The organism is Deinococcus frigens DSM 12807, from assembly GCF_000701425.1.
GTDB classification, from domain to species: Bacteria; Deinococcota; Deinococci; order Deinococcales; family Deinococcaceae; genus Deinococcus; species Deinococcus frigens.
Window position 1 is genome coordinate 1 of record NZ_JNIW01000059.1, and the last position, 21,232, is coordinate 21,232.

The following is a 21,232-nucleotide window of genomic DNA, read 5'->3' on the forward strand; positions in this document are numbered from 1 at the left end:
TCGCGTTCTTCCGGCATCTCCTGCGTCACATCCAGGGGAAGATCGTGGTGATTCTGGACAATGCGGGTATCCATCGGGCGAAGATGGTTCAGGCGTTCGTGGAGATCCACGAACGCCTGTCGTTGGTGTACTTGCCACCGTACGCGCCAGAGCTCAATCCAATTGAGCTCGTGTGGGCGTACGTCAAACGAAATGTGTTGGGGAATTTCTGTGCCCGTTCGGTCACCGTCCTCAAGGAGAAACTGGTCGGTGCCTGGCAGCGCGTCAGATACATCCAGTTGCCGCGCCGCTTGATGGACTCTAATTTATGCCGCGATCAATAGGGCTTGAGCGAACCAGCTTTTGGGCCGTCTGGGAGAGCGTTTTGCGCGTATTGTAGATCGGCACTGCCATTTTGCTGAGCCTGTGAGGTTCTACAGCCAGAAGCTGTCTCTGCGATGTGCTGCACCTTGAGCGCAGGAGGCGATTCAAAGCCGGGTAGAAGACATGGCTTGTTCAGGTTGAGGAGCAAATAGATCCGTCTTGTCCCCGTCCCACACAAGCTTTTTGCGGTTGGGATCAGGCCCTAAACGGGGTTTCTCTAGCAACCGCACCAGCAAAAGCGGCATCTGCGGCGGCATTTTGGCTTCGGCGTGCGGCCCCATCCCATTACTCCAGCTTCCCCGTGAAATCCCCCTCCCAGGCGTTCAGAATCCGGTCCCCCTGCACCAGCAATACAGTGGGGTAGGCGCTGACCTTCAGGGCGCGGGCGAAGGCGGTAGCCCCATCGCCGCGCCAGGGATTGACGCCTGCCGGGGCGGGTGAGGGCGTGCCCTCGGCGTTCACGGCCCGCACGGGCAGATCGCTGTCCATCACCGCCTGCCACAGCGCCCCCAGATCGCCGCAGTCGTGGCTGTAGACCACCACCACCTCGCGGCCACTGGCTTCGGCGCTGGCCTGCCAGGGGTGGGCGGGCAGGGTGTCGCCCAGGCGCACGCGGGCCTCGGCGACATTCAGGGACGGCACCGTTCCCAGCGCAAGGAGCAGCGTTAGCAGCGGGGCATGTCGGTGGCTCATGTGAACCATCATGCCCCGCCGCCCCGCCAGTTTGCATGACGGGGCGGTGAGGACGGCTCCAGATGGGACTCAGTTTGAAGGTGTGGCAGGCTTCGGGGCCGGGTCTTTCGGGGCAGTTTCCTTGGGTGCGGGGATCTGCGGCACGGCGCTCTGGTTCTTCACGGCCTTCACGGCGGCGGGATCGGCGGTCTGGTCCGTCAGCGGGGCGGGGCTGCCGTCAGGGGCATAGGCGGGCAGTTGCTCGATGTACACGCGCCGCCGCACGATATTTTCCGGCGGGGTGAATTCGGTGGCCTGCCGGTTGGTGGTGCGGTCCACGTCGATCAGCACGGTGCGCGGATCATTGTAGGCCGCCTTGTAGCGGGATTCGGTGTACCTGGCCGGGGGCGGGGCGTCATTTTGCAGGGCGGTGTCGGCGGCGTTGCGGAAATTGGGGTCCAGCACGGCCAGCCTGACGCCGGGCAGGTAGCCGGGGTCCGGGGCGTCAGTGTACTGGATGCCAGGAGGTTCGCTGAAGGCGCGCACGGTCTGATCCTGGTGCGCCAGTTCCATCATGCGCCGCCAGATCGGGGCGTTGACCAGGCCGGAGTAGTATCCGCGCTCTGGCATGTCGCCGCCCTGCTGCTTGCCCACCCACACCGCCCCGGTGTACAGCGGCGTGGTGCCCACGAACCAGAAGTCCTTGGGGCCGTTGCTGGTCCCGGTCTTGCCCGCCACCGGCCAGTCGCCGAACTTGGCCGGCCAGGCCAGGCCGCCCTGCGCCCCAGTCAGGTCATTGACCACGCCCTGAATCATGTCCAGGCCCAGCCAGGCGATCTGCGGGGTCCACACGCGCCCGGGCTTGACCGGATTCAGGCCGTCGTCGTACAACACCTCGCCGCGCGCGGTGGTCACCCGCGTGATGTAGCGGGGCGCGCGGTACAGCCCGCCGTTGGCGAAGGGGGCGTAGGCCGCCGCCATCTTGACCGGGGTGGTTTCCACCGCGCCCAGGGCCGCCGCCAGCCCGGTGCCGTCCAGCGGCGGCACACCCAGTTGGCGCAGCTTGCCAAAAAAGGTCTGGAGGCCGATGCGGTCTGCCAGCCGCACCGTCACCAGGTTCAGCGAACGGTCCAGCCCCTCACGGATGGTCATGCTGCGGTAGGTGGTGTTGCCCTCAAAGTTCTGCGGCGCGTACACGCCGTCCTTGCAGGTGGCACAGGGAAAGGTGATCGGCTTGTCGTCCTCGCGGTGGTCCTGGGTCAGGCCGGTAGACAGGGCGGTGGTGTACAGCAGCGGTTTGATGGTGGAACCGATCTGACGCTGGCCCTGCGCGGCGTTGTTCCACGCGGCGGGTGGCTTGTCCCCGTTCAGCTTCTGCCCGATCATGCCCAGCACCTCGCCGCTAAACGGATCGATGATGGTGGCCCCCAGCGTCGCGCCGGGGGGCAGGCCGGTGGCCTCTTTGCTGGCGGTTTCCACGGCGGCCTGGATGCGGGGGTCCACGGTGGTATAGACCCGCAGTCCGCCGCTGCCGTAGACCTTATCGCGCCCGAAACGGCGCACCAGTTCCTGCTCGACCTGACCCATGAACTGCGGGTAGCGCACGGTGGTCACGGCCTTCAGCTCCTTCTGAGTGCGGTCCACCAGTTTGGCGCTGGTGATCCGGCCCTGCGCGTCGTACAGCACCTTCCAGCCGCGCGGTTGCAGGTCCTCGTTCCAGGCTGCGTCCATCTGGGCCTGGGTGATCCACCTGTCGTCCACCATGCGCGACAGCAGCGTTTTCATCAGGGGGCGCACGGCCTTGTAATCGAAGTAGCGGCCCGCGCGGGGCACCAGCACCGTCAGATAGGCGCTCTGGGCCAGCGTCAGTGCCCTGGGGGTGGTGCGGAAGTACGCCTGGGCCGCCGAGTAGATGCCGTACAGCTCGACGGGGCCGCCGTCTCCCCAGTAGATGGTGTTCAGGTAGTTCTGGAGGATCTCGGCCTTGGTAAAGCTGCGCTCGACCTGCACGCTCAGAAACCACTCCTTGATCTTGCGGTCCGGGGTGCGGCGCTGGTCAAGCAGGGTGTTCTTGATCAATTGGTTGGTCAGGGTGCTGCCGCCCTGCACGCTGTCGCCCGCCGCCAAGCGCTGCACCTGCCGCCCCAGGCCGTAGGGATCGATGCCGTAATGCTCGAAAAAGCGCCGGTCCTCGTTGCTGACCAGCGCGGCCACCATAAAGGGGCTGATCTCGTCCAGATTGACCAGCGTGCGGCTGATGGCCTGCTCGCCGATCTTGGGAATCAGGCTGCCCAGCGGCGCGTTGTCACGGGCAAAGACCCTGGTTTCCGCACCCAGCGAGAGGCTGTCCAGTTGCCGGTAATCGGGCAGCTCGCGCCACCACTTCAGGCCGTAGGTGGCCGCTACGCCCGTTCCGGCGATCAGCGCGGCGATCAGAAACGAGGTCAGGAACTTCAGGAAACGGACGAAAAAGATCATGCGAGCATCTCCACGGAAATGAGGTGGCCGGACCGTTGCGGGCGGCGGGGCGTTACGGGCGGCGGGCCGTGACGAGCTGGTTGACGCGTCCGCGCAGGTTCTTGCCGGACAGCGGTTTGTACACGATGTCGTCCGCGCCCACCAGCTTGGCCTGGTCACGGGTGTGGTCGTCGTCAAAGCCGGTCAGCAGCAGCACCGGCGTGTCGCGCAGCCGCTTGACCCGCTTGACCCGCGAGCAGACCTCGAAGCCGTCCATGTGCGGCATTTGAATGTCCAGCAGCATGGCGTCTGGGGTGTGGTCCCGCAGGTAATCCAGCGCCGCCTTGCCATCGGGCACCGCCACGATCTCGTGTCCGTCGGCAGACAGGATGACTTCCAGCATGGTGCGGATGGCTGGTTCATCGTCTGCGACGAGGATGGTATACGGCATATGCCCGGCATGATAGTGCAGCCGCTATGAAAAAAAATGAACCTGGGCGGCATTCTTCCTCCATGACCCCTGCAATTGCCGCTGCACTCACCGCGCTGTGGGTGGGCGGCTGCTACTGTCTGTGGTTGGTATGACCGCTTCTCTTTTTACAACAGCACCCCACAGAGCGCCTCCCACTGGCGAGCGCGTGCTGTGTGCCATGTCCGGCGGCGTGGACAGCAGCGTGACGGCGGCGCTGCTCAAAGACGCCGGATACAGCGTGGTGGGCGCGATGATGCGCTTCTGGCCCGACGACAAGCGCACCGACACCTTCGACAGTTGCTGCTCGCCCGACGCCGCCTACGAGGCCCGCCGCGTGGCCGAGCAGGTGGGTGTGCCGTTCTACCTGCTGGACTACCGCGAGCAGTTCCAGCGCCATATCGTCGGCCCCTTCATTGAGGAATACGCGCAGGGCCGCACACCCAACCCCTGCGTCAACTGCAATACCAAGGTCAAGTTCGACGAGCTGGTGAAAAAGGCCAAGCTGCTGGGCTGCCGCTACGTGGCGACCGGGCATTACGTCAAGCGCGTGGACAACGGAGCTTCGGTGGAATTTCACCGGGGCGACGACCCACGCAAGGACCAGACCTATTTCCTGTGGGGCACGCCAAGAGACGCCCTACCATACATCCTGTTTCCGGTGGGCGAGCTGGAAAAGCCCCGCGTGCGCGAGATCGCCGAGGAGCGCGGCTTGGTCACCGCCCGCAAGCCCGAGAGCCAGAACATCTGCTTCGTGCCGGGCAAGGTGCAGGACTTCGTGGCCGAACATCTGCCGCAGGCGACGGGGTCGATCCGCGAGATTGCCACCGGCGAGATTGTGGGCGATCACCTGGGCACCCAGTTCTACACCCTGGGCCAGAAGCGCGGCATGGGGTTGTACCAGTCGCACAAGGTGCGTCACATCGTCCACCTGGACCCGCAGACCAACACCGTCTGGGTGGGCGATTACGAGGACTGCCTGTGGAGTGGCCTGAAAGCGTCGGGCGCAAATTACCTGTGCGATCTGGCCGACTTGCCGCGCGAGGTAGAGGTGCAGGTGCGCTACCGCACCAGGCCGGTGCGCGCCACCATACTGCACGCCGACGAGAACGGTTTTGAACTCCAGTTCGACGATCCGCAGTTTGCCGTCGCCCCCGGCCAGAGCGCGGTGCTGTACAGCGGGCCGCGCCTGCTGGGCGGCGGGTTGATCGATGACCACGCGCGGGAATTGCCGGAAGTGTCCGATTCGCCAGCACTACCAATCAACGCTTGAGAGCGGCCCGGTAGTCCTCCACCGTCTGATCGCCGCAGCCGACGGGGAGGACATGCACCAGCCGTCTCCAGTCGGAAAAGTGCTGATCGTCGATAAAGACCTGTGGTTTTGGTAGAAAACTCTGGAAACAGTCTTCCAGTCCGTATTCTCTGGCACTCTGACGGGCATAGGCCGCGCCACCCGAACTCCAGCAATACAGTTTTGCGCCCTGCTCGTACAGGGCGCGAACATGGCGAATCACCGCCGGAATCGGAATGCGTGACTTGCCGTAATTTCTGATCAACGTTTCATCGACATCAACGTAAATGACCAGAGGGACCAGATTTGCCGTCATGGTGAAAATCTACATCCACAGCCAGCAAAAAGCCCTCCCGGTCAGGAGAGGGCAGGGCCGGGAATATTCACTCACCGCAGGCTGAACATCATCGCCACATGTGCAGTGGTGCCGCCCAGCACGAACAGGTGCCAGACCTCGTGGAAGCCCCAGTGCCGCCAGAAGCCCTTCTCGCGTGGGCCGAACAGCTTGGTGCCGTAGACCAGCGCGCCCAGCGTGTACAGCAGGCCTCCCGCCGCCAGCCAGAAGATCGCGGCGGGAGGCAGGTTGTGGGTCAGTTGCGGCAGAAAGATCACCGCCAGCCAGCCCAGGCCCACGTACAGCAGCGTGCTGACCCAGCGCGGCAGGCGCATGGTGATCAGCTTCAGCGCGATGCCGGTTAAAGCAATGCCCCAGACCAGCCACAGCACCACGGTCTGCCACACGCCATGCAGGCCGAAGTACGCCAATGGGGTGTAACTGCCCGCGATCAGCAGGAAGATGCCCGCGTGATCTAGCTTGCGCAGCCACAACATGCTGCGCTCGGTGCGGCCAAACGAGTGGTAACTGGCGCTGGCCGAATACAGCGCCACCATGCTGACCCCAAAGACCACAAAGGGCCACAGCGCCAGCCCACGCGAGTGCGCCCACCACAGCAGCGGCCCCAGCACGATCAGCGCCGCCAGCGCGCCGCCCCAGTGGGTCAGGGCGTTGACGGGTTCACGTGGGGCGAGGAGGAGGCGCTTCATGGGTTCAGGCTACGCCTCCTGTCGGCGGGCGTGGTGGTGTTGGACGCAGTTCAAATATGGCTGGAATGGTCAATGGTTGCGGTCCGATCTGTCAATGACTGAATCCTGATTGGCCGTCCATAGCGACAGAACCTCCTGCGCCTCGTCGGCGTGCATCCCCTCGACGAGTGCGCCACCGTAAGTCACGACGCTCTTGCCTGCGGCGCGGCCCTCTGCCCAGGCGTCCAGCAGCGCGCGGGCCTGTGCCGCCTGTTCGTCAGTGACGCCATAGGCGGTATTGGCGGGGGCAATCTGGTCCGGGTGGATCACGGTCTTTCCGGCGAAGCCCAGCGCGCGGCCCCCCTCGCATTCGCGGGCAAAGCCTGTCGGGTCACGCACGTCGTTGAACACGGCGTCCAGCGGCAGCTTGCCGTGGGCACGGGCGGCCAGCACCACCGCCGAGAGGGCGTGCAGCAGCGGCAGGCGCTGGGGGTGCGGGCGCGTTCGCAGGGCGCGGGCCAGATCGTTCGCGCCCACCAGCAGGCCCGCCACCCCCGGCACGGCGGCGATGGCCAGAGCATTTAAGACGCCCAGCGGCGTTTCGATCATGGCCCACAGCGGGCGGCCCAGCGACAGCTCCTGCGCGGCGCGGGCGTCCTCGACCTTGGGCAGCACCAGCCCGGACGCGCCCGACAGCAGCGCCATCTCGCGGTCCTCGTGTTCCCAGTCGGTGCCCAGACCATTGACCCGCACCAGCACGGGCACGCGCCAGCCACCCGCCAGCAACGCCGCACGCACGTTCTCGCGGGCCTGGGCCTTATGTTCGGGCGCGACGGCATCTTCGAGGTCCAGAATCACGGCGTCGGCGGCCAGGGTGCGTGCCCTCTCGATGGCGCGGGGTTTATCGCCAGGGACATAGAGTACGGAACGTAATGGCCTAGTCATTGCCGCCCATGCGCGCCGCCAGCGCCCAGCCGCTCAGCAGGGCGGCCTCCACGCGCGGGCCATGATCGTCGGGGGTAAAGCCGTCGCCGCACAGGCCCAGCCCCGTCCCCACGTCCCAGAAGCAGGGGCCGGGGGCGCGGCGTTCGGGAGTGGCGTAGCGCCAGCGCTGGGCGAAGGCGTGGGCAGACCTGATCTCCTCGCCCAGCACGTCCGCCGCCGCTGCCAGCAGTTCAGGCAACACCTCCTCGGGGCGGCGTTCCAGATTGGCGCGGGACCACGCCGCCGAGGCTTGCAGCATCAGCGCGGGCGGGTGGCCTTCCGCACGCTTGGTGTGTTCGCGGGCAATCCAGTCCAGCACGCCGTGGCCCTTGAGACTCAGGGCGGGCCAGTCGGCCCCGATATCCGTTTCCAGCACCGCGCCCGCCGCCCAGCACGGGGCGTAGTCCACGCGGCGCATCTTCTCGGCGGCGGCCTTTACTTCCTCCAGATCATCCGCGCCGTCCAGCAGTAGCGATTCCAGCAACGCCAGCGCCTGCGGGGCCGGGAGGTTCAGCGCCAGCCGCGCGGCCTCACCCGCCACGCCGTCACGGGAATGCACACGCCAGCCGCCGGGCAGGCGTTCCAGGCTGCTCACCTCCAATCCAGTCTGCACGTCCAGCCCGCGCGCCAGTTCCCGGCCCAGAGTGTTCATTCCGGCGGGCGGGGCGTAGCGGGGGTGGCCGTCCTGCGGCGGCGGCGTGACCTCTCCCCCGTCCCAAGTTGCGAAACCCGGTGTCCAGACGCGGTTCCAGCCCGCCCTGACGCCGCCCTCGGCCAATGCCACGGCGCGGGGGTGGCGGGCGGTGAAGTAACGTGCGCCGTGGTCCAGCCGTGCCTCTGAACATTGAGCTGCCGGGGGCGGAGTACGGCGGGTGGCTGCGCGGCCCGACACTCCACGCGACTTGTCCAGCACATGCACGCTCTGGCCCCGGCGCTGCACATCATGGGCCAGCGCCAGCCCCGCCAGCCCCGCGCCGACGATCAGCACGTCTGGCTTACCCGGCACGGCGGGCCTTCTTTCGTTTAAGGGGCCGCGCTGCACTTGACATCAGCAGGAAGGGCAGCAGCGCCAGCAGGAACTTCAAAGGCCGTTTCATGCCGTCCAGGGTAACGCGCCATGCACTAGCTTACCCGCATGAATTACGCCGATCTGCTGGGGTTCACCGTGCTGGAGGCCACGCCAGAGCGCACCCGCGTCCGCGCATCTGTTACCGATGCCGGCCTGAACATGCATGGCACCGCGCACGGCGGCCTGATCTTCAGTCTGGCCGACGAGGCGTTCGCGGTGATCAGCAATCTGGAGGCGCAGGCGGTGGCGGTGGACACCCACCTGAGCTTCTTCCGCGCGGCGACAGTGGGCGACGAGCTGGTGGCCGTCGCCACCCCGGAGCGCGTGGGCCGCACCCTGGCCACCTACCGCGTGGAAATCCGGCGCGGCGAGGAGGGCGAGGTGCTGGCGCTGTTTATGGGCACGGTTTCGAGGCGGGTGCGGGAAGATTGAAGGTTATTCTGGGCGGTGATGTTGGGCTGGACGCCCTTCAGAATCTTTCCAGCACTCCCAACCATTTCGAGAAGCTCCAGCAATGTCTATAGCCGCCGTACTGGCACTTTTATAGGTCACGTCAGCCACGTACTCCAGAAGTTCAGCGGACTTTTTGACGAGCTGCCCATTTTTCAAGCCGCTCCGCCTGCGGGCGCTGATACCTTTCGCATTGGTGCCCTCATCGCTTAGCAAACGGTTGAGGGCGGTGCTTCCCGCCTTTACCGTCCAAGTGCCGTCCACAGGCCGATAAACAGCGTGAGCCTCGGCCCCAAACAGGCAGTAGGTGAAGTGGATGTCTTGTGCTTTGTGCATGGACGGCTGAGGTTCCTGATCCGGATGAGGCCTCTGCATGAGGGGAGGAGAGGACTTCGCTGGTGCCATGTTCTGCGTCGGCATCCCCAGCAGTACGTCCCGCTCGGCTTCCGTAATAGTGCCGAGTTGCGTCGCCAACTTAACGGCACTCTCGAACGAGCCGATATCGTGTTCTCGCTGGAAGTTGTGAATCAGCGGCGTTTTCTCCTTCAGGATGCGCGCCTCGTCCAGCCGCTGTTGCTGGCGGCTCTTGATCGCTTGCACCGCTCCAGCGAAACCATCCGCGCGCCACATCCCGGCGTCCAGCAGGGCGGCCAGATCGTCGGCAAAGGTGTGGCCCTCCTGCCCCAGTTCCAGTTTCAGGGCCACCCGCTCTTCCCACCTGCCCGGCAGGTGTTCGTCAATGGCGATCCAGACGCGCCCATTGGTCACAATGGCCCAGCGGGTGCCCTCGTTGACCGCGTAGGTGGACGCCTGTTGAAACTGCTGCGCCCCCAGCGTGATGTTCATGCCCTTGATTTCCAGCGCGAATTTGCCCGCCCCGGTGCGGATCAGAAAATCCGAGCGGTTGCCCGTGGCGTTGGTTTCTTCCGGCACCACCTCTGCCGGGTTCCAGATGTCGAATCCAGCGGCGTGCAGCAGCCTCAGCACAATCGCCTGCCGAACGATGGCCTCGCCAGGATTGGGGCTGCTGATCAGCCACGTTTGAATGGCCTCGACTGCCTCTCTGATCCGCTCCTGAGTGCCTGACATCTGAGAAAGAGTCTAGCAGCGGCGCGCTTTCCTAACTATTTCCCGGTCAACATGTACGGCCCGTGATCGCAGGGACGCTCATCGGCTTTCAGCCGCTCGGCCAAATCCACGGTGTCCTGCATGGGGGTGTCGCCGACTTCCTCGGCCAGGTAGTGGCGGTAACGGCAGTAATGCTCGATGGCGGCGTATTTGCCCCGGTTCATGGTCAGGCAGACCATCAGACGCTGGTGGTGGTCCTCGCCGATCAGCGGGTCCGCGTCGGCGGCGCGCAACAGGGACAGGGCGGCCAGCGGGCATTCGCGCGCGGCACAGTGCAGCAGCGAAAGGGTCAGGTGGCCCTCGACGACAGCGGCGCGGTGCTGGCTGCGGGTGGCCTCTACCCACTCGCCCTGAAGGTGCGGCAGGTACTCGCCGTCCGCGCTGGCCAGGGCCTGCCTGAGCAATTCTTCCTGCTGGCGCGGCTCTGTGCTGCCCCTGGAAGCGTCCAGCGCACGGTGCAGGGCGTGGGTGTCGCTGGCGGCCTGGAGGTCCGGGTGCAAGGTGTAGCGGCCCCCTCCTCCTGCACCGCGTCGGGGCGGCCCAGCGTGGCACGCAGGCGGTGCAGGGCCACGCGGAAACGGTTGGCGGCAGCGGGAGTGTCCTCCAGATCCCACAACTGCGCCAGGATGTCGTGGCGGTAGCGGCCCTGCGGGTTGGTGTGCAGATACCACAGCAATTCTTCGGCGTTGCGGGCGGGCCACACCACGCTCACCCCGTCCACGATCACGTCCACGTTGCCCAACGAGCGCAGCAGGTAACGCTGGGACATAGAGGCTGGCGCAGTAACGCCGATCTGTTCTTGAGGCCTGCTGGTCTCCCCCTTTCGTATCAATCATGACATTTTGGGGCGAGGCAGGTGTCCCCTGGGATCGCAGAGGGACGCCGCGCGGGGGATATTTTTCTTACTCTGGCACGGCTGGCACACACAAAACCGGACACCACTGGGATGTCCGGGAAGTTGGAGAGAAGGCTTGAAGTTGGAGAGGGAGTTTAGCGCAGAACCTTGAGCGCCTTGAGGATGGCGATCAGAATCACGCTACCAACCACGCCCCAGATGATGCTCCAGAAGCTGAAGCCGCCGCCTGCCGCAGTCGCGCCGCCGATGTTGAGCAGTCCCGCGAAGACCCACTGGGCCAGCAACGCGCCCACGATCCCGATCAGGATGTTGGCGATTGCGCCCTGCTGCGCGTTGGTGTTCATGATCATGCTTGCCAGCCAACCGCAAAGTGCACCTACCAGAATAGTAATGATCCAACCCATGTTCGTGACCTCCTGTTTGAGTCGTTAGATTTCCAACGTTCAACGCTCGTTGTGGGTGAAGCATGAAACCGCACACCCCTCGTAATTGAGATAGAACATACTTTCTAAAGACGGGACGAAGGTGAAATGCCTGACTATTCAAGTCCGCTAAAGCAGTTCTCTCAGAAAGCGTCTCTGTCGCCTCCTTTCTGACAGTGCCTTGATCGTTGAGGGGGCCGGCAGTAGGGGCACTCCCGGCGCATGTCCCGGCGCAGGGCCTGGCGCAGGTCTCAGCAAAGGTCCTGGCCATTTGTCTTACCTGCGCGTCCGCTGCTGGGCCGGGGGCCGCTAGCATGGGCGCATTCACCGTCCGGTCCACCGTGGCCCCGCGACTTTTTCTGGAGGCCCCACCGTGATGCCCGCACCCCTCACACCCAATGATCCACCGACGCCATGACCGCCTTCACCGTGCGCGCCCCGGCCAGCAGCGCCAATCTGGGACCCGGCTTCGACAGCCTGGGCCTGAGCGTGCCGCTGTACACCACCCTGCGGGTGACGCCCGGCGAAGTGACTGAGGTGGTGCCGCACGGGCCGGAGCTGGAAGGCACGCCCGCCGACGAGAGCAACTACGTGTACCAGGCAATGCTGCTGGTGGCCAGACGCACCGGCCAGAAGCTGCCGCCCGCCCGCGTGGAAATTACCACCGAGGTGCCGCTGGCACGCGGCCTGGGCAGCAGCGCCGCCGCTCTGGTGGCCGGAATCGTGGCTGCCAACGAGCTGCTGGGCTGCCCGCTGGATAGCGGCGCTGTGCTGGACGTGGCTGCCCGCGAGGAAGGCCACCCCGACAACGTGGCCCCGGCGCTGTTCGGCGGCATCGTGGTGGCGACGCTGGACAAGCTGGGCACGCATTACGTGCGCCTGGACCCGCCCGCGAATCTGGGTGTCACGGTGCTGATTCCCGACTTCGAGCTGAGCACTAGCAAGGCCCGCGCCGTACTGCCCCGCGAGTACAGCCGGGCAGATGCCGTACATGCGCTGTCCCACGCCGCGCTGCTGGCCGCCGCGCTGTCGCAGGGCCGCCTAGATCTGCTGCGGCACGCCATGCAGGACTACATCCACCAGATCTGGCGTGCGCCGCTGGTGCCGGGCCTGAGCGACATTCTGGACGACGCCTGGCGGCACGGCGCACTGGGAGCGGCCCTGTCCGGCGCGGGGCCAACGGTGCTGTGCTTCCACGACACCCGCGAAGACACCGCGCCGCTGCATACCTACCTGAACGGCGTAATGGCCAGGAACGGATTGAACGGACGGGTGATGGATTTCCCGATAGACACGCGGGGAACGCTGATCGAGCGCGGCGGCTGAGTCTGCTCTCCCCTAGAGCATTTGTCAAAAGAGTTCTTCACTTTTGACCGAACGGGCGGGCAAGCGTCCTCGCGGGCGTCTGTTCTGCCCAAGACAGTGAGTGAATTTTGCCGAGCATTTGGGAGAATGGAAGCATTGGGAGTCTCTTTTTTCGATGCTGTAATTCGGACAAATGCTCTATTCCATACCCGCGTTGCCCGTCTGCTTGATCTGCTCCATCTTGCCCACTGCTTGGAGCCAGTCGTGCTCATTGATGGCAGTCACGTCCTGACCGTCGTAACGTTCGGCCAGCACCTCGCGCATGGCCTCGGCCTCGCGCAGGCTGGTGGCCTCGCGGCCCATGCGCTCCAGAATGGGGTCCAGGCTCATCGTGCGGCTGATTTGCATGCTCCACGCTAGCGGGGCGGGGGCGGGCAGGCGTGAGGACGGGGCGGGAGGTTCTTTAGACGCGGTCTGAACCTCTAAAAGTCCAGACGCCCCACCGCCGGATGCTCTAGCCTGCCCGGCATGTGGATGTCATCACGGGCCGCCGACGTGCCGGGCAGTGTGTTTGCGCTGATGGACGCGGCGAAAAGTCGGGCACGTGCACGTGGGCTGGATGTGATTGACCTGAGCATCGGCAGCAGCGATCAGTCGCCACCAAAAGCCGTGCTGGAGGCGTTGCGCCAGGCCACCCGCGATCCGCTGACCTACCGCTACCCGCTGTTTAGCGACACTGCGCCGCTGCGGGAAGCTGCCGCCGCCTACCTGCTGCGCCGCTTCGGGGTGAGGGCAGACCCGGAAACGGAAGTGCTGCCCCTGATCGGCGCACAGGAAGGGCTGGCGCATCTGCTGCTGGCCGTCACCGATCCGGGCGACACCCTGCTACTGCCCGATCCCGGTTATCCGCCGTATCTGGGCGCGGCGGCGGTGGCCGGACTCAGGACCGTGCCGCTGCCCCTGCGGCCCAAATGCGGCTTTCTCCCCGATCTGAAGGCCGTTCCAGACGAGGTGCAGCCCCGCGCCCTGGTGCTTAACTACCCCAATAACCCGACTTCGGCGGTGGCAGACGCCGCATTCTTTACGGAGGCCACCGCGTGGTGCCGGGCGCGCGGCACCCTCCTGATTCACGATCACCCCTACGCCGAGCTGACCTTCGGCGACTACCGCGCCCCCAGCGCCCTGGAAGCGGGTCAAGGCGGGGTGGTGGAGCTGCACTCGCTGAGCAAGACACACCACATGGGCGGCTTCCGGGTGGGTTTTGCCGCCGGGGACGCCGGAGCCATTGCCGCGCTGGCCCGAGTCAAGGGTGCAGTCGACTTTCACCCTTATCTGGGGATTCAACGCGCCGCCGCCCTGGCCCTGGGGTTGCCGGATGAGGTGGGCCGGGCCGGGGCCGCCGTCTTCCAGGCCCGCCGCGACGCCCTGATTCCCGCCCTGCGCGGTCTGGGCTGGGAAGTCCATTGGCCCCAGGCCAGCATGTATGCCTGGGCACAGGTGCCGGGATTGACCGACAGCGTGGCCTACGCCGTGCGCGCCGCCGAGGAATCCGGCGTGGTGGTCAGCCCCGGACGGGCGTTTGGAGCGCGCGGCGAGGGCTTCGTGCGCTTTGCGTTGGTGCAGCCGCCGGAGGTTCTGGTGGCGGCGGCGCAGAGGCTGGCAGGGGTAGCGGTGAGGGGAAAGATCAGCAGCGGAACATAGCGCGGCAGCTTATCCCGCCCCCACTCCCGGCCCGCGCTCAATCACGCTCAGCCCCGCAAACTTGAGCAGCAACCGCTTCTGCCCCACACCGGGGAAATAGACCAAGACCTCGCGCCTGTCGCCCTGGTGGAAGCCGCCCATGAACACGCCGTCACCGAATTTGGCGTGGTGGAGGCGCAGTGGCTGGGTGCTGCTCACCGCGCGTTGCAGTTCGCGGCTGGGAATGCCCAATCGGGCGCTGACTTCGGGCAGGGACAGGCCGTGCAGGTCCAGCAGTTCCCGCGCCTGGAGGGGCCACGACGGGGCCAGTTCGGGAAGGGGTTCGGGCGCGGCAGCCTCGGCTTCCGGCGTGGCCTGCACACCCAGCAGGTTCTCCAGGAACAGCCGGGTGGCGTGCTTGTCGGTGGGACGGCGCTCCCCGCTCGGCAGATACGGCGAATAGCAGCGCGAGACGGCGATGCACTCGTAACAGCCCTCCGCGTTCTTGCAACACGTCTTGGAACACAGCGCCAGCGCGCGGACCAGCAGATCGTCCAGTTGCTCATAGGCGCGGCGCGACACGCCCAGGCCGCCCAGCCAGTCGTCGTACAGGAAGAAATAGGCGTCGTGGCCGCCCCGGAAGGCCCCGGCCAGATCGTTCTCGTCGCAGGCCACCCGCTCCGGAGTGACTTTTTGCAGCAGGTGCTTGAGGGTATGCGCCACCGCGCTGGGCCGCTCGGTAGACCGCGGATCAAGCCCGATTTCCAGCGCGCTGGTGCGGAAGGGCGGCAGCTCGGTGGGCGCGTCGTACAGGTGTTCAGAGAGCTTGTGGTCCTGCATCCGGTCCTGAATGCGGCCCCCGCAGCGGGCGCAGGTGCGTTCGGCAGGGCCGGGATCGCGGTCACAGCCCACGCAGACACGTTCAAAGACCTGCCGCAGCATCTGGTAGCCGGTGTAGCGGCGGCGAATGCTGACCTCGCCGTGCCGGTACGCCAGCGGCCCGCGCCGCTGCCAGGGCGTCATCTGGCCAGGCGTGACCTCGATGCTGTACAGGCCGCGTGTGAACAGGTTCTCGGCGCTGTACCGCTCCACCACAATCGCGGTTCCGGCGGGGTGCTTCTCCCAGCGCAGCACCTTGTAGCCCTGACCGTCCAGCGTGAAGACCGCGCCCTCGTGCTTCTCGGTCAGGGCGTAGTGCTGGCTGGGGGATTCCAGCGGGGCGTCCAGTGCCTTTGCGCCCAGCCTATCCCAGTCGGCAGCCTCCACCACGGCGTATTTCAGGCTGCCCTCGCCGCGCAGGTTCCAGTATTTCTGGGTTTCCACCGCAGCCAGATGTGGCCCCGGCAACCCTGCCGCGCCGTATTCCTCGTTCTGGCGGGCGCGGTGCCGGGGCGAGAGGTAAGGATTGGCCGCCTCCACCACCGCCTTCTCGATGGGGCCAGTCAGCAGCTCCAGAAAATTGCCGGAGTTGCTGTAAAAGGCGTCGGCGGGCTGCGGCACGCCCTGTTCGTTCAGCGCGGGCAGGTACAGCACCAGCCCCGGCGCGATTCGCCCGGCGCGGCCCGCCATCTGCCGGAAGGCCATGCGCGAACCCGGATAGCCGTCGATGATGACCACCTCAAGGTCCCCGATGTCCACCCCGGCCTCCAGCGCGTTGGTGGCGAACATCACGCCGCTGCCCGCGCGGCGGAACTCGGTCAGGCGGCCCTCGCGGTCACTGGTTCCGGCCATGTACAGGTGGGCGTGACGGGCGTACTGCGGCTGGGTGCGGTAGGTGCCGTATAGCCGCGCGGCCCGGCTGCGGCCCCGGAAAAAGGCCAGCACCTTCAGGTCATAGCGCACGCTGGCGTCCATCACGGCGTTCCAGAAGCGGCGAGGTTGCCCCCTGTGATCCGCCAGATAAAAGCGTTTGCCGGGCCTGGCCGCGCCGGATTCAGATACTTCCACCGCATCCACGCCGATCAGCTCGCGGGCAAATTCGGCGGGGTTGCCGATGGTGGCGGTACTCAGCACCACCTGCGGGTTGGCCCCCAGCGCCCGCGACAGCTCCAGCAGGCGGCGCAACATCCCGGCCACCTCTGACCCGAAGCCGCCCCGGTAAGTGTGGGCCTCGTCCAGCACGATAAAGGACAGGTTTTTCAGAAACTCGCGCACGCGGGGATGCGTGAGTGACCAGTGGAGCTTGTCGGGCGTGGCCGTGACCATCCGCACGCCGTCAGCAAAAGCGTCAGCGGCCTGCGCGCTGCTCTGGAACGCGCCGATGTCCCAGCCGAAGCCGCCACGTGCCTTGAAGGCCAGCAGCTTGTCGCGCTGATCCTGCCCCAGCGCCACGAGTGGATAGACGAACAGCGCGGTTGCGGTTGAATCGCGTTCCAGCCGGTCAAACACCGCCGGGAAAAAGGCCCCGGTCTTGCCGCTGGCCGTCGGCGTGGTCACGATGACGTGCTGGCCGTCGCGCATCAGCCGGTAGGTTGCGGCCTGGTGGGCGTAGACCTGATCAAAGCCGAAGCCGCGCACCACCGCCGGGGACCAGCCCAACTCGCCGACTCCCACGGTGCGGGCGGGGGCCGCCTCTTCCTCGTGCAGCCGCGTCGCGCCGCCGCCCAGGGTGTCGCGTAAGAACCCCTCCAGACGGGCGAACGGGGAACGGGCGGGCAGCATCGGGGCCTAGTTTAGGCGCGTTCGGCGGGAAGGAAAGTGCATGGTACAAGTCTTCGCCGCTACTCCTCGTCTTCCTCTGCCTCTCCACCGTCTGCCCAGTCCCCCGCCAGCACGGCGCGCACAGCCTCAATCCTTTCCCGGCATTGCGCGTAGGCCTCGCGGGCCTCTTCCAGCAGCGGCAGCACGCGGTCCAGATCGGCCTCGCCGGTTTCCAGTTCGGCGGCGATGCGCGACAGGCGGGCGTAGGCGTTGCGGTAGGCGGTGGGTGTATCGGCGCTCATGGCCCCACATGCTAGCGCCCGCTAGGCTGCCGCAATGGCCCAGCCCACTGATTTCAAACACTTTGACCTGACCGTCCTGCCCGCCTCTGCGCGTTACAAGCTGCTGACCGCCACCGTCGTGCCGCGTCCCATCGCCTGGGTCTGCACGCTAGATACGGGCCACGTGCCCAATCTGGCCCCGTACAGCTTCTTTGGCCTGATGGGGTCCGATCCGCCCATCGTGGCCTTTGCCCCCGGTGACCGCGCGGACGGCACACCCAAGGACACGGCGCTGAACATCGCGTCCGGCGGCGAATTCAGCGTCAGTCTGGTGAGCGCTGAGCTGTCGCAGGTCATGAGCGACAGCGCCACCGACTTTCCTCACGGCATGGCCGAGGCCACGAAACTGGACGTCGGGCTGGAACCCGGCGTCAAAATTGCCGTGCCACGTGTGCGCCTCAGCCCCGCCACCCTGGAATGCGTGGAAGTGCAGACGATTCAGATCGGGAAGACCCGCATCATCCTGGGTCAGGTTCTGGGCGTAACACTGCGCGCGGACGCCGTGCTGGAGGAGGCAAAGTACCATGTGGATACGGCGGCGCTGGACTTGATCGGGCGGATGGGCGGGCGCGGCGGCTACGCCCGCACGCGCGACGGGTTCGAGATCGGGCGGATGACGTATGCGGAGTGGCAGGAGCGGGAAGGTCCGGAAAACTGAGCGACTTGTTTCTGATGGTGGGCTGCGTGGTGGCCCCCTCCCAGCCTCCCCCACAAGTGGCGACGGGCAAAAAGATCAGAACTCCTTTCACCCAAGCGGCTCCCCGCCAGCCTTGACCCGGTGGTTGTCGGCCCACAGGTAGCGGGCGGCCAGCGTGCGGTACGGCGTCCACGCGGCCAGCACCTCGTCTGCCGCCCTCTCCGGGTACAGCCGTGCCAGCCCCTGTCGCAGCGCCAGATCGCCGATGCTGAACACGTCGGGGCGGGCCAGGGCGAACATCAGAAACATCTCGGCGGTCCAGCGGCCAATGCCGGGGAGGGGAATCAGGGCGGCGACCACCGCCTCGTCGGGCAGCGTGGCGATGTGGGCAAAGTCCACCGCGCCCGTGTGGGCGGCCCCGGCAATGGCGGTCACGGTCCGCACCTTGGCCCATGACAGGCCCGCCGCGCGCAGGTCTTCAGCGGGCGTCTGCAACAGCGTCCCGGCGTCCAGCGTTCCCAGACGTTGCAGCAGGCGGGCGTGGATGCTGGCGGCGGCCCTGACGCTGAGTTGCTGACCGTTCACGCTGCGAATCAGGGTGGCGAAGGGGTCCAGCGTGGGCGTCAGTACCGGTAATTCACCGTTGCGGGCGATCAGCTCCTGCATGGTGGGATCGCCGCTCAGGTGCGCGGCGGCGGCGGCATGATGGAGTAGCGGAGGCGTGAAGGAGGGCACGGCCCCATTCAAGCGCATCCGTGTGGAGGACGGGCCGGAGAGCCAGTTCGGTCAAATTGATTCTCGCTTACAAATCGGTGAGTTCTATCCTTCAGCATGGACCGATGAACCGATTCGTTTCCATTGCCCTCGGCCTCGCTGTCTCCGGCTTGTTGCTGGCCTCCCCTGCCCTGGCCCAGACCCGGATCGGCGGCGTGACCCTCACGCCCGTCAGGCCCCCGGCCACCGTTCCGGCATCCAGCACCACCGACGATTACGAGCGCGAATCCATTCCCAGCGGCTACCGCGAGGTCAGGGGCCGCGTGACCGGTCCCGGCGAGGGCCTGCGCCTGCCTGCGGGCAGCCAGATCACGGTTAGCCTGGTGGACCTGAACACCGCCAAGTCGCTGGTGGACATCAAATTCAGCACCACGCGTCTGTCCACGCCGTACCAGATGGTTTACAACCCGGTGCGCCTAAAGAGCGCGCACCAATACGCGGTGCGGGCCGTCATCGTGGACAGGGGCGGCAGGGTGCTGTATTCCAGCCCGGATACGGCGTTGCCGGACGGCATGCGGGTCACGTTGAATGTGCCGGTCATGGCCCCCTGACCAGCATTCACTGTCAAAGGTGCAATGTGAAAAATGCAATATAGAAGGCGGGAAGCTCCTGAATCGAGCTGCCCGCCTTCCACTTCTGTCCCGTTTCCCTACTTCGTTTCGGTCAGCGTGAAGCTGCCGCTGCCCTGGTAGGCGTAGATCTCCCAGCGGTAGCTGCCACTCCCCGCGTTGTAGGTGATGCTCTCATTGCTGGTCGAACCCTCGCTGGACGCCACGTCTACCCAGCGCCCGCCGCTCTGCTTTTGCAGGTACAGATCGAAGTCGGTGCCGCTGGGGCCGCTCAGCACGCCCCGGATACTGCCGCCCGCGTAACTGAAGCCTGTGGTGTAGACGCTGTTGCGGCTGCTCACCGAACCCGTGTAGGTGGTGGTCCCCGTCGTGGGCGGGGGCGGGGTGCTGCCAGATCCCGTGAACAGCAGCTTGTTGGGGCTGCCGGTGTCTGCGCCGGTGACCTTGTTCGGCGTGGTGTTGTTCAGCAGGGTGCTGGTCACCGTGGCCGTGCTGGCCGAGCTGTTGACGGCCAGGATCAGGGCCACTGCACCCACCACATGCGGCGTTGCCATGCTGGTGCCGCTGATGGTGTTGGTGGCGGTGGTGCTGCCGATCCAGGTGCTGGTGATGTTGCTGCCCGGCGCGAACAGATCCAGGCACGAGCCGTAGTTGCTGTAGCTGGCCCGCGCGTCGGTATTGGTGGTGGCCCCCACCGTGATGGCGCTGGCCGCACTGGCCGGAGACACGTTGCAGGCGTTCTGATTCTCGTTGCCGCCCGCCACCACCATCACCAGATTACGGGCCGCCGCATTGTTCACCGCGTCGTTGACCGCCTGGCTAAAGCCGCCGCCCAGGCTCATGTTCGCCACGGCGGGACCGGACTTGTTGTTCAGCGCCCAGTTCACGCCCGCGATCACACCGGAGTTCGAGCCACTGCCGCTGCAATTCAGCACCTTGACCGCCACAAGTTGCACGCCCTTGGCGACGCCCCAGGTCGCGCTGCCCACCGTTCCCGCCACATGGGTGCCGTGGCCCTGGCAATCGCTGTTGGTGCCGTCCCCGGTGGTATTGGTGCCCCACACCGCCCGCCCACCAAAGTTGGTCTGCGAGGTATTGATGCCGGTGTCGATGATGTACGCCTTGACGTTGCTGGCCGTGGTGGAATAGGTGTAATTCCCGTCCAGCGGGAGGCTCCGCTGATCGATGCGGTCCAGTCCCCAGGTGGCCCCGCTCTGGGTGGCTGTTGCGTGCATCACGCCGTCCTGCTCGATGTATTTCACGTCCGGGTTGGCCTGCAATCTGCTCAGGTTCTGGGCGCTGAGGGTGGCCGAGAAGCCGCTCAGCGCCTGCGAGTAGATGTTCTGGATGCTGACGCCCTGTGGGTCCAGCCCCAGGCCACGGATCAATCCGCCCGCGCTCTGGGCGTCCAGCGCCTGCGCCGTCACCCTGCCCGCCCCCTGGCTGAGCACCACGATGTACTGGCCGGGGATGGCCTCCGGGTTGCGGGTGCCCAGCAGCGGGGCCTGGGCGCGGCTGCGCTGCGAGGGAGCGTCCGCGCCCAGGGTCATGTCCTGGGTGTCCGACGCCATTGGAGCCGCCGCGCTGCCCGGAGCGTTGCTCTGGCTGCCGCAGGCGGCGAGGGTGAGGGTGAGGAGCAGCAGGCCAACCGTGGTGCGTCCATTCATGCAAAACCTCCGGGGAAAGGCCCCAGACCACACGGCCACCCTGAACATCAGAACCGGTTCCCTATGAAGAAGAGAAGGTTCTGCGCTCAATCCTGACGGCCTGACACAAAGTATGAGAAAGCGTCCCCGGTAGGGGACACTTTCTGTCTGTGACAACCGAAAATGCTACCGGGGACGCGCCCCGACTCTATCAAGCCGTCCTCGCCCACCTCCAGAGTGGATTGTGGAATGACGTCCGCAACGCCCACACACTGGCCTGGATGGTCACCGGACTGCTGCTCTCCCAGTGCAGCTCCATCCCCGCCTGGCTCCCCTACATCCACTCCCGTGCCACGTTCGCGCAAAGCAGCGAACGCCGCGTTCGTCGGTGGCTGGAGAATCCAGCCATCGACCCCACCAGCATCTACAGTCCACTCGTCACCCGTGCCCTGCGCG

At 66.0% G+C, this 21,232-nt stretch carries 23 protein-coding genes and 1 pseudogene; 8 read left to right on the forward strand and 16 right to left on the reverse strand.

What is annotated here, in order from left to right:
• The coding region (locus tag Q322_RS0116200) for a transposase (protein ID WP_034418848.1) at window positions 1-323 on the forward strand (323 nt) is incomplete at its 5' end.
• 325 nt (window positions 324-648) lie between these two features.
• Here Q322_RS0116200 and Q322_RS0116205 read toward each other — a convergent pair.
• The 3 genes from Q322_RS0116205 to Q322_RS0116215 form a co-directional block, all read right to left on the reverse strand.
• Window positions 649-1,056, reverse strand: coding sequence for a penicillin-binding protein (locus tag Q322_RS0116205; RefSeq protein WP_415831235.1), 408 nt, complete (start codon window positions 1,054-1,056; stop codon window positions 649-651).
• Between the two features lie 69 nt (window positions 1,057-1,125).
• The gene (locus Q322_RS0116210; protein WP_029478931.1) at window positions 1,126-3,513 is read right to left on the reverse strand and encodes a transglycosylase domain-containing protein; all 2,388 of its coding nucleotides are present in this window, start codon (window positions 3,511-3,513) and stop codon (window positions 1,126-1,128) included.
• Between the two features lie 52 nt (window positions 3,514-3,565).
• Window positions 3,566-3,943, reverse strand: coding sequence for a response regulator (locus tag Q322_RS0116215; protein ID WP_029478932.1), 378 nt, complete (start codon window positions 3,941-3,943; stop codon window positions 3,566-3,568).
• A gap of 130 nt (window positions 3,944-4,073) precedes the next feature.
• Here Q322_RS0116215 and mnmA point away from each other — a divergent pair, with 130 nt between their 5' ends.
• A complete protein-coding gene (gene mnmA, locus Q322_RS0116220) occupies window positions 4,074-5,234 on the forward strand; it encodes a tRNA 2-thiouridine(34) synthase MnmA (RefSeq protein ID WP_029478933.1) in 1,161 nt (386 codons plus the stop codon).
• Here the strand turns inward: mnmA and Q322_RS0116225 are convergent.
• The 4 genes from Q322_RS0116225 to Q322_RS0116240 form a co-directional block, all read right to left on the reverse strand.
• Entirely contained in the window at window positions 5,224-5,568 is a 345-nt protein-coding gene (locus tag Q322_RS0116225; protein WP_029478934.1) for a DUF705 domain-containing protein, read from the reverse strand. The two genes, mnmA and Q322_RS0116225, sit on opposite strands and share 11 nt — an antisense overlap.
• A 71-nt stretch (window positions 5,569-5,639) precedes the next feature.
• A complete protein-coding gene (gene trhA, locus Q322_RS0116230) occupies window positions 5,640-6,296 on the reverse strand; it encodes a PAQR family membrane homeostasis protein TrhA (RefSeq protein ID WP_029478935.1) in 657 nt (218 codons plus the stop codon).
• 69 nt (window positions 6,297-6,365) lie between these two features.
• Entirely contained in the window at window positions 6,366-7,220 is an 855-nt protein-coding gene (locus tag Q322_RS0116235; RefSeq protein WP_029478936.1) for an HpcH/HpaI aldolase/citrate lyase family protein, read from the reverse strand.
• The gene (locus Q322_RS0116240; RefSeq protein WP_029478937.1) at window positions 7,213-8,265 is read right to left on the reverse strand and encodes an NAD(P)/FAD-dependent oxidoreductase; all 1,053 of its coding nucleotides are present in this window, start codon (window positions 8,263-8,265) and stop codon (window positions 7,213-7,215) included. Before Q322_RS0116240 ends, Q322_RS0116235 begins: the two co-directional genes overlap by 8 nt.
• A gap of 129 nt (window positions 8,266-8,394) precedes the next feature.
• Between Q322_RS0116240 and paaI the strand changes: the two genes are divergently transcribed.
• Window positions 8,395-8,760 (forward strand): hydroxyphenylacetyl-CoA thioesterase PaaI, encoded by a 366-nt coding sequence (gene paaI / locus Q322_RS0116250; RefSeq protein WP_029478938.1) that lies wholly within the window; start codon window positions 8,395-8,397, stop codon window positions 8,758-8,760.
• A gap of 3 nt (window positions 8,761-8,763) precedes the next feature.
• On the opposite strand, the gene Q322_RS0116255 is transcribed toward paaI, so the two are convergent.
• From Q322_RS0116255 to Q322_RS0116265, 4 genes are all read right to left on the reverse strand, one after another.
• Window positions 8,764-9,867: a DUF4357 domain-containing protein gene (locus Q322_RS0116255; RefSeq protein ID WP_029478939.1), complete on the reverse strand. Its 1,104-nt coding sequence runs from the start codon at window positions 9,865-9,867 to the stop codon at window positions 8,764-8,766.
• A 35-nt stretch (window positions 9,868-9,902) separates the two neighbouring features.
• Window positions 9,903-10,310, reverse strand: a complete 408-nt coding sequence (locus Q322_RS24625) for a bacterial transcriptional activator domain-containing protein (RefSeq protein ID WP_245593290.1) — start codon at window positions 10,308-10,310, stop codon at window positions 9,903-9,905.
• Window positions 10,244-10,675, reverse strand: a complete 432-nt coding sequence (locus tag Q322_RS24630) for an AfsR/SARP family transcriptional regulator (RefSeq protein WP_245593288.1) — start codon at window positions 10,673-10,675, stop codon at window positions 10,244-10,246. Before Q322_RS24630 ends, Q322_RS24625 begins: the two co-directional genes overlap by 67 nt.
• Window positions 10,676-10,896: 221 nt before the next feature.
• Window positions 10,897-11,166 carry a GlsB/YeaQ/YmgE family stress response membrane protein gene (locus Q322_RS0116265; RefSeq protein WP_029478940.1) on the reverse strand — a complete coding sequence of 90 codons (270 nt, stop codon included), beginning with the start codon at window positions 11,164-11,166 and terminating at the stop codon, window positions 10,897-10,899.
• 432 nt (window positions 11,167-11,598) lie between these two features.
• Between Q322_RS0116265 and thrB the strand changes: the two genes are divergently transcribed.
• Entirely contained in the window at window positions 11,599-12,510 is a 912-nt protein-coding gene (gene thrB, locus Q322_RS0116270) for a homoserine kinase (RefSeq protein WP_029478941.1), read from the forward strand.
• A 177-nt stretch (window positions 12,511-12,687) separates the two neighbouring features.
• On the opposite strand, the gene Q322_RS0116275 is transcribed toward thrB, so the two are convergent.
• Window positions 12,688-12,897 (reverse strand): hypothetical protein, encoded by a 210-nt coding sequence (locus tag Q322_RS0116275; protein ID WP_029478942.1) that lies wholly within the window; start codon window positions 12,895-12,897, stop codon window positions 12,688-12,690.
• Window positions 12,898-13,017: 120 nt separating this feature from the next.
• Between Q322_RS0116275 and Q322_RS0116280 the strand changes: the two genes are divergently transcribed.
• Entirely contained in the window at window positions 13,018-14,190 is a 1,173-nt protein-coding gene (locus Q322_RS0116280) for an aminotransferase class I/II-fold pyridoxal phosphate-dependent enzyme (RefSeq protein WP_029478943.1), read from the forward strand.
• A gap of 9 nt (window positions 14,191-14,199) precedes the next feature.
• On the opposite strand, the gene Q322_RS0116285 is transcribed toward Q322_RS0116280, so the two are convergent.
• On the reverse strand, window positions 14,200-16,830 hold the full coding sequence (locus Q322_RS0116285; RefSeq protein WP_029478944.1) for a DEAD/DEAH box helicase: 2,631 nt from the start codon (window positions 16,828-16,830) through the stop codon (window positions 14,200-14,202).
• Window positions 16,831-16,889: 59 nt separating this feature from the next.
• Window positions 16,890-17,111 carry an exodeoxyribonuclease VII small subunit gene (gene xseB / locus Q322_RS0116290; RefSeq protein ID WP_029478945.1) on the reverse strand — a complete coding sequence of 74 codons (222 nt, stop codon included), beginning with the start codon at window positions 17,109-17,111 and terminating at the stop codon, window positions 16,890-16,892.
• A gap of 34 nt (window positions 17,112-17,145) precedes the next feature.
• Between xseB and Q322_RS0116295 the strand changes: the two genes are divergently transcribed.
• On the forward strand, window positions 17,146-17,808 hold the full coding sequence (locus tag Q322_RS0116295; protein WP_029478946.1) for a flavin reductase family protein: 663 nt from the start codon (window positions 17,146-17,148) through the stop codon (window positions 17,806-17,808).
• Window positions 17,809-17,895: 87 nt separating this feature from the next.
• On the opposite strand, the gene Q322_RS0116300 is transcribed toward Q322_RS0116295, so the two are convergent.
• On the reverse strand, window positions 17,896-18,540 hold the full coding sequence (locus Q322_RS0116300; protein WP_029478947.1) for a DNA-3-methyladenine glycosylase family protein: 645 nt from the start codon (window positions 18,538-18,540) through the stop codon (window positions 17,896-17,898).
• A gap of 86 nt (window positions 18,541-18,626) precedes the next feature.
• On the opposite strand from Q322_RS0116300, the gene Q322_RS0116305 reads away from it, so the two are divergent.
• Window positions 18,627-19,112, forward strand: coding sequence for a YbaY family lipoprotein (locus Q322_RS0116305; protein WP_029478948.1), 486 nt, complete (start codon window positions 18,627-18,629; stop codon window positions 19,110-19,112).
• Window positions 19,113-19,210: 98 nt separating this feature from the next.
• On the opposite strand, the gene Q322_RS0116310 is transcribed toward Q322_RS0116305, so the two are convergent.
• A complete protein-coding gene (locus Q322_RS0116310) occupies window positions 19,211-20,797 on the reverse strand; it encodes a S8 family peptidase (protein ID WP_029478949.1) in 1,587 nt (528 codons plus the stop codon).
• A gap of 149 nt (window positions 20,798-20,946) precedes the next feature.
• On the opposite strand from Q322_RS0116310, the pseudogene Q322_RS22665 reads away from it, so the two are divergent.
• A pseudogene (locus Q322_RS22665) lies at window positions 20,947-21,232 on the forward strand (transposase); the annotation flags it as partial.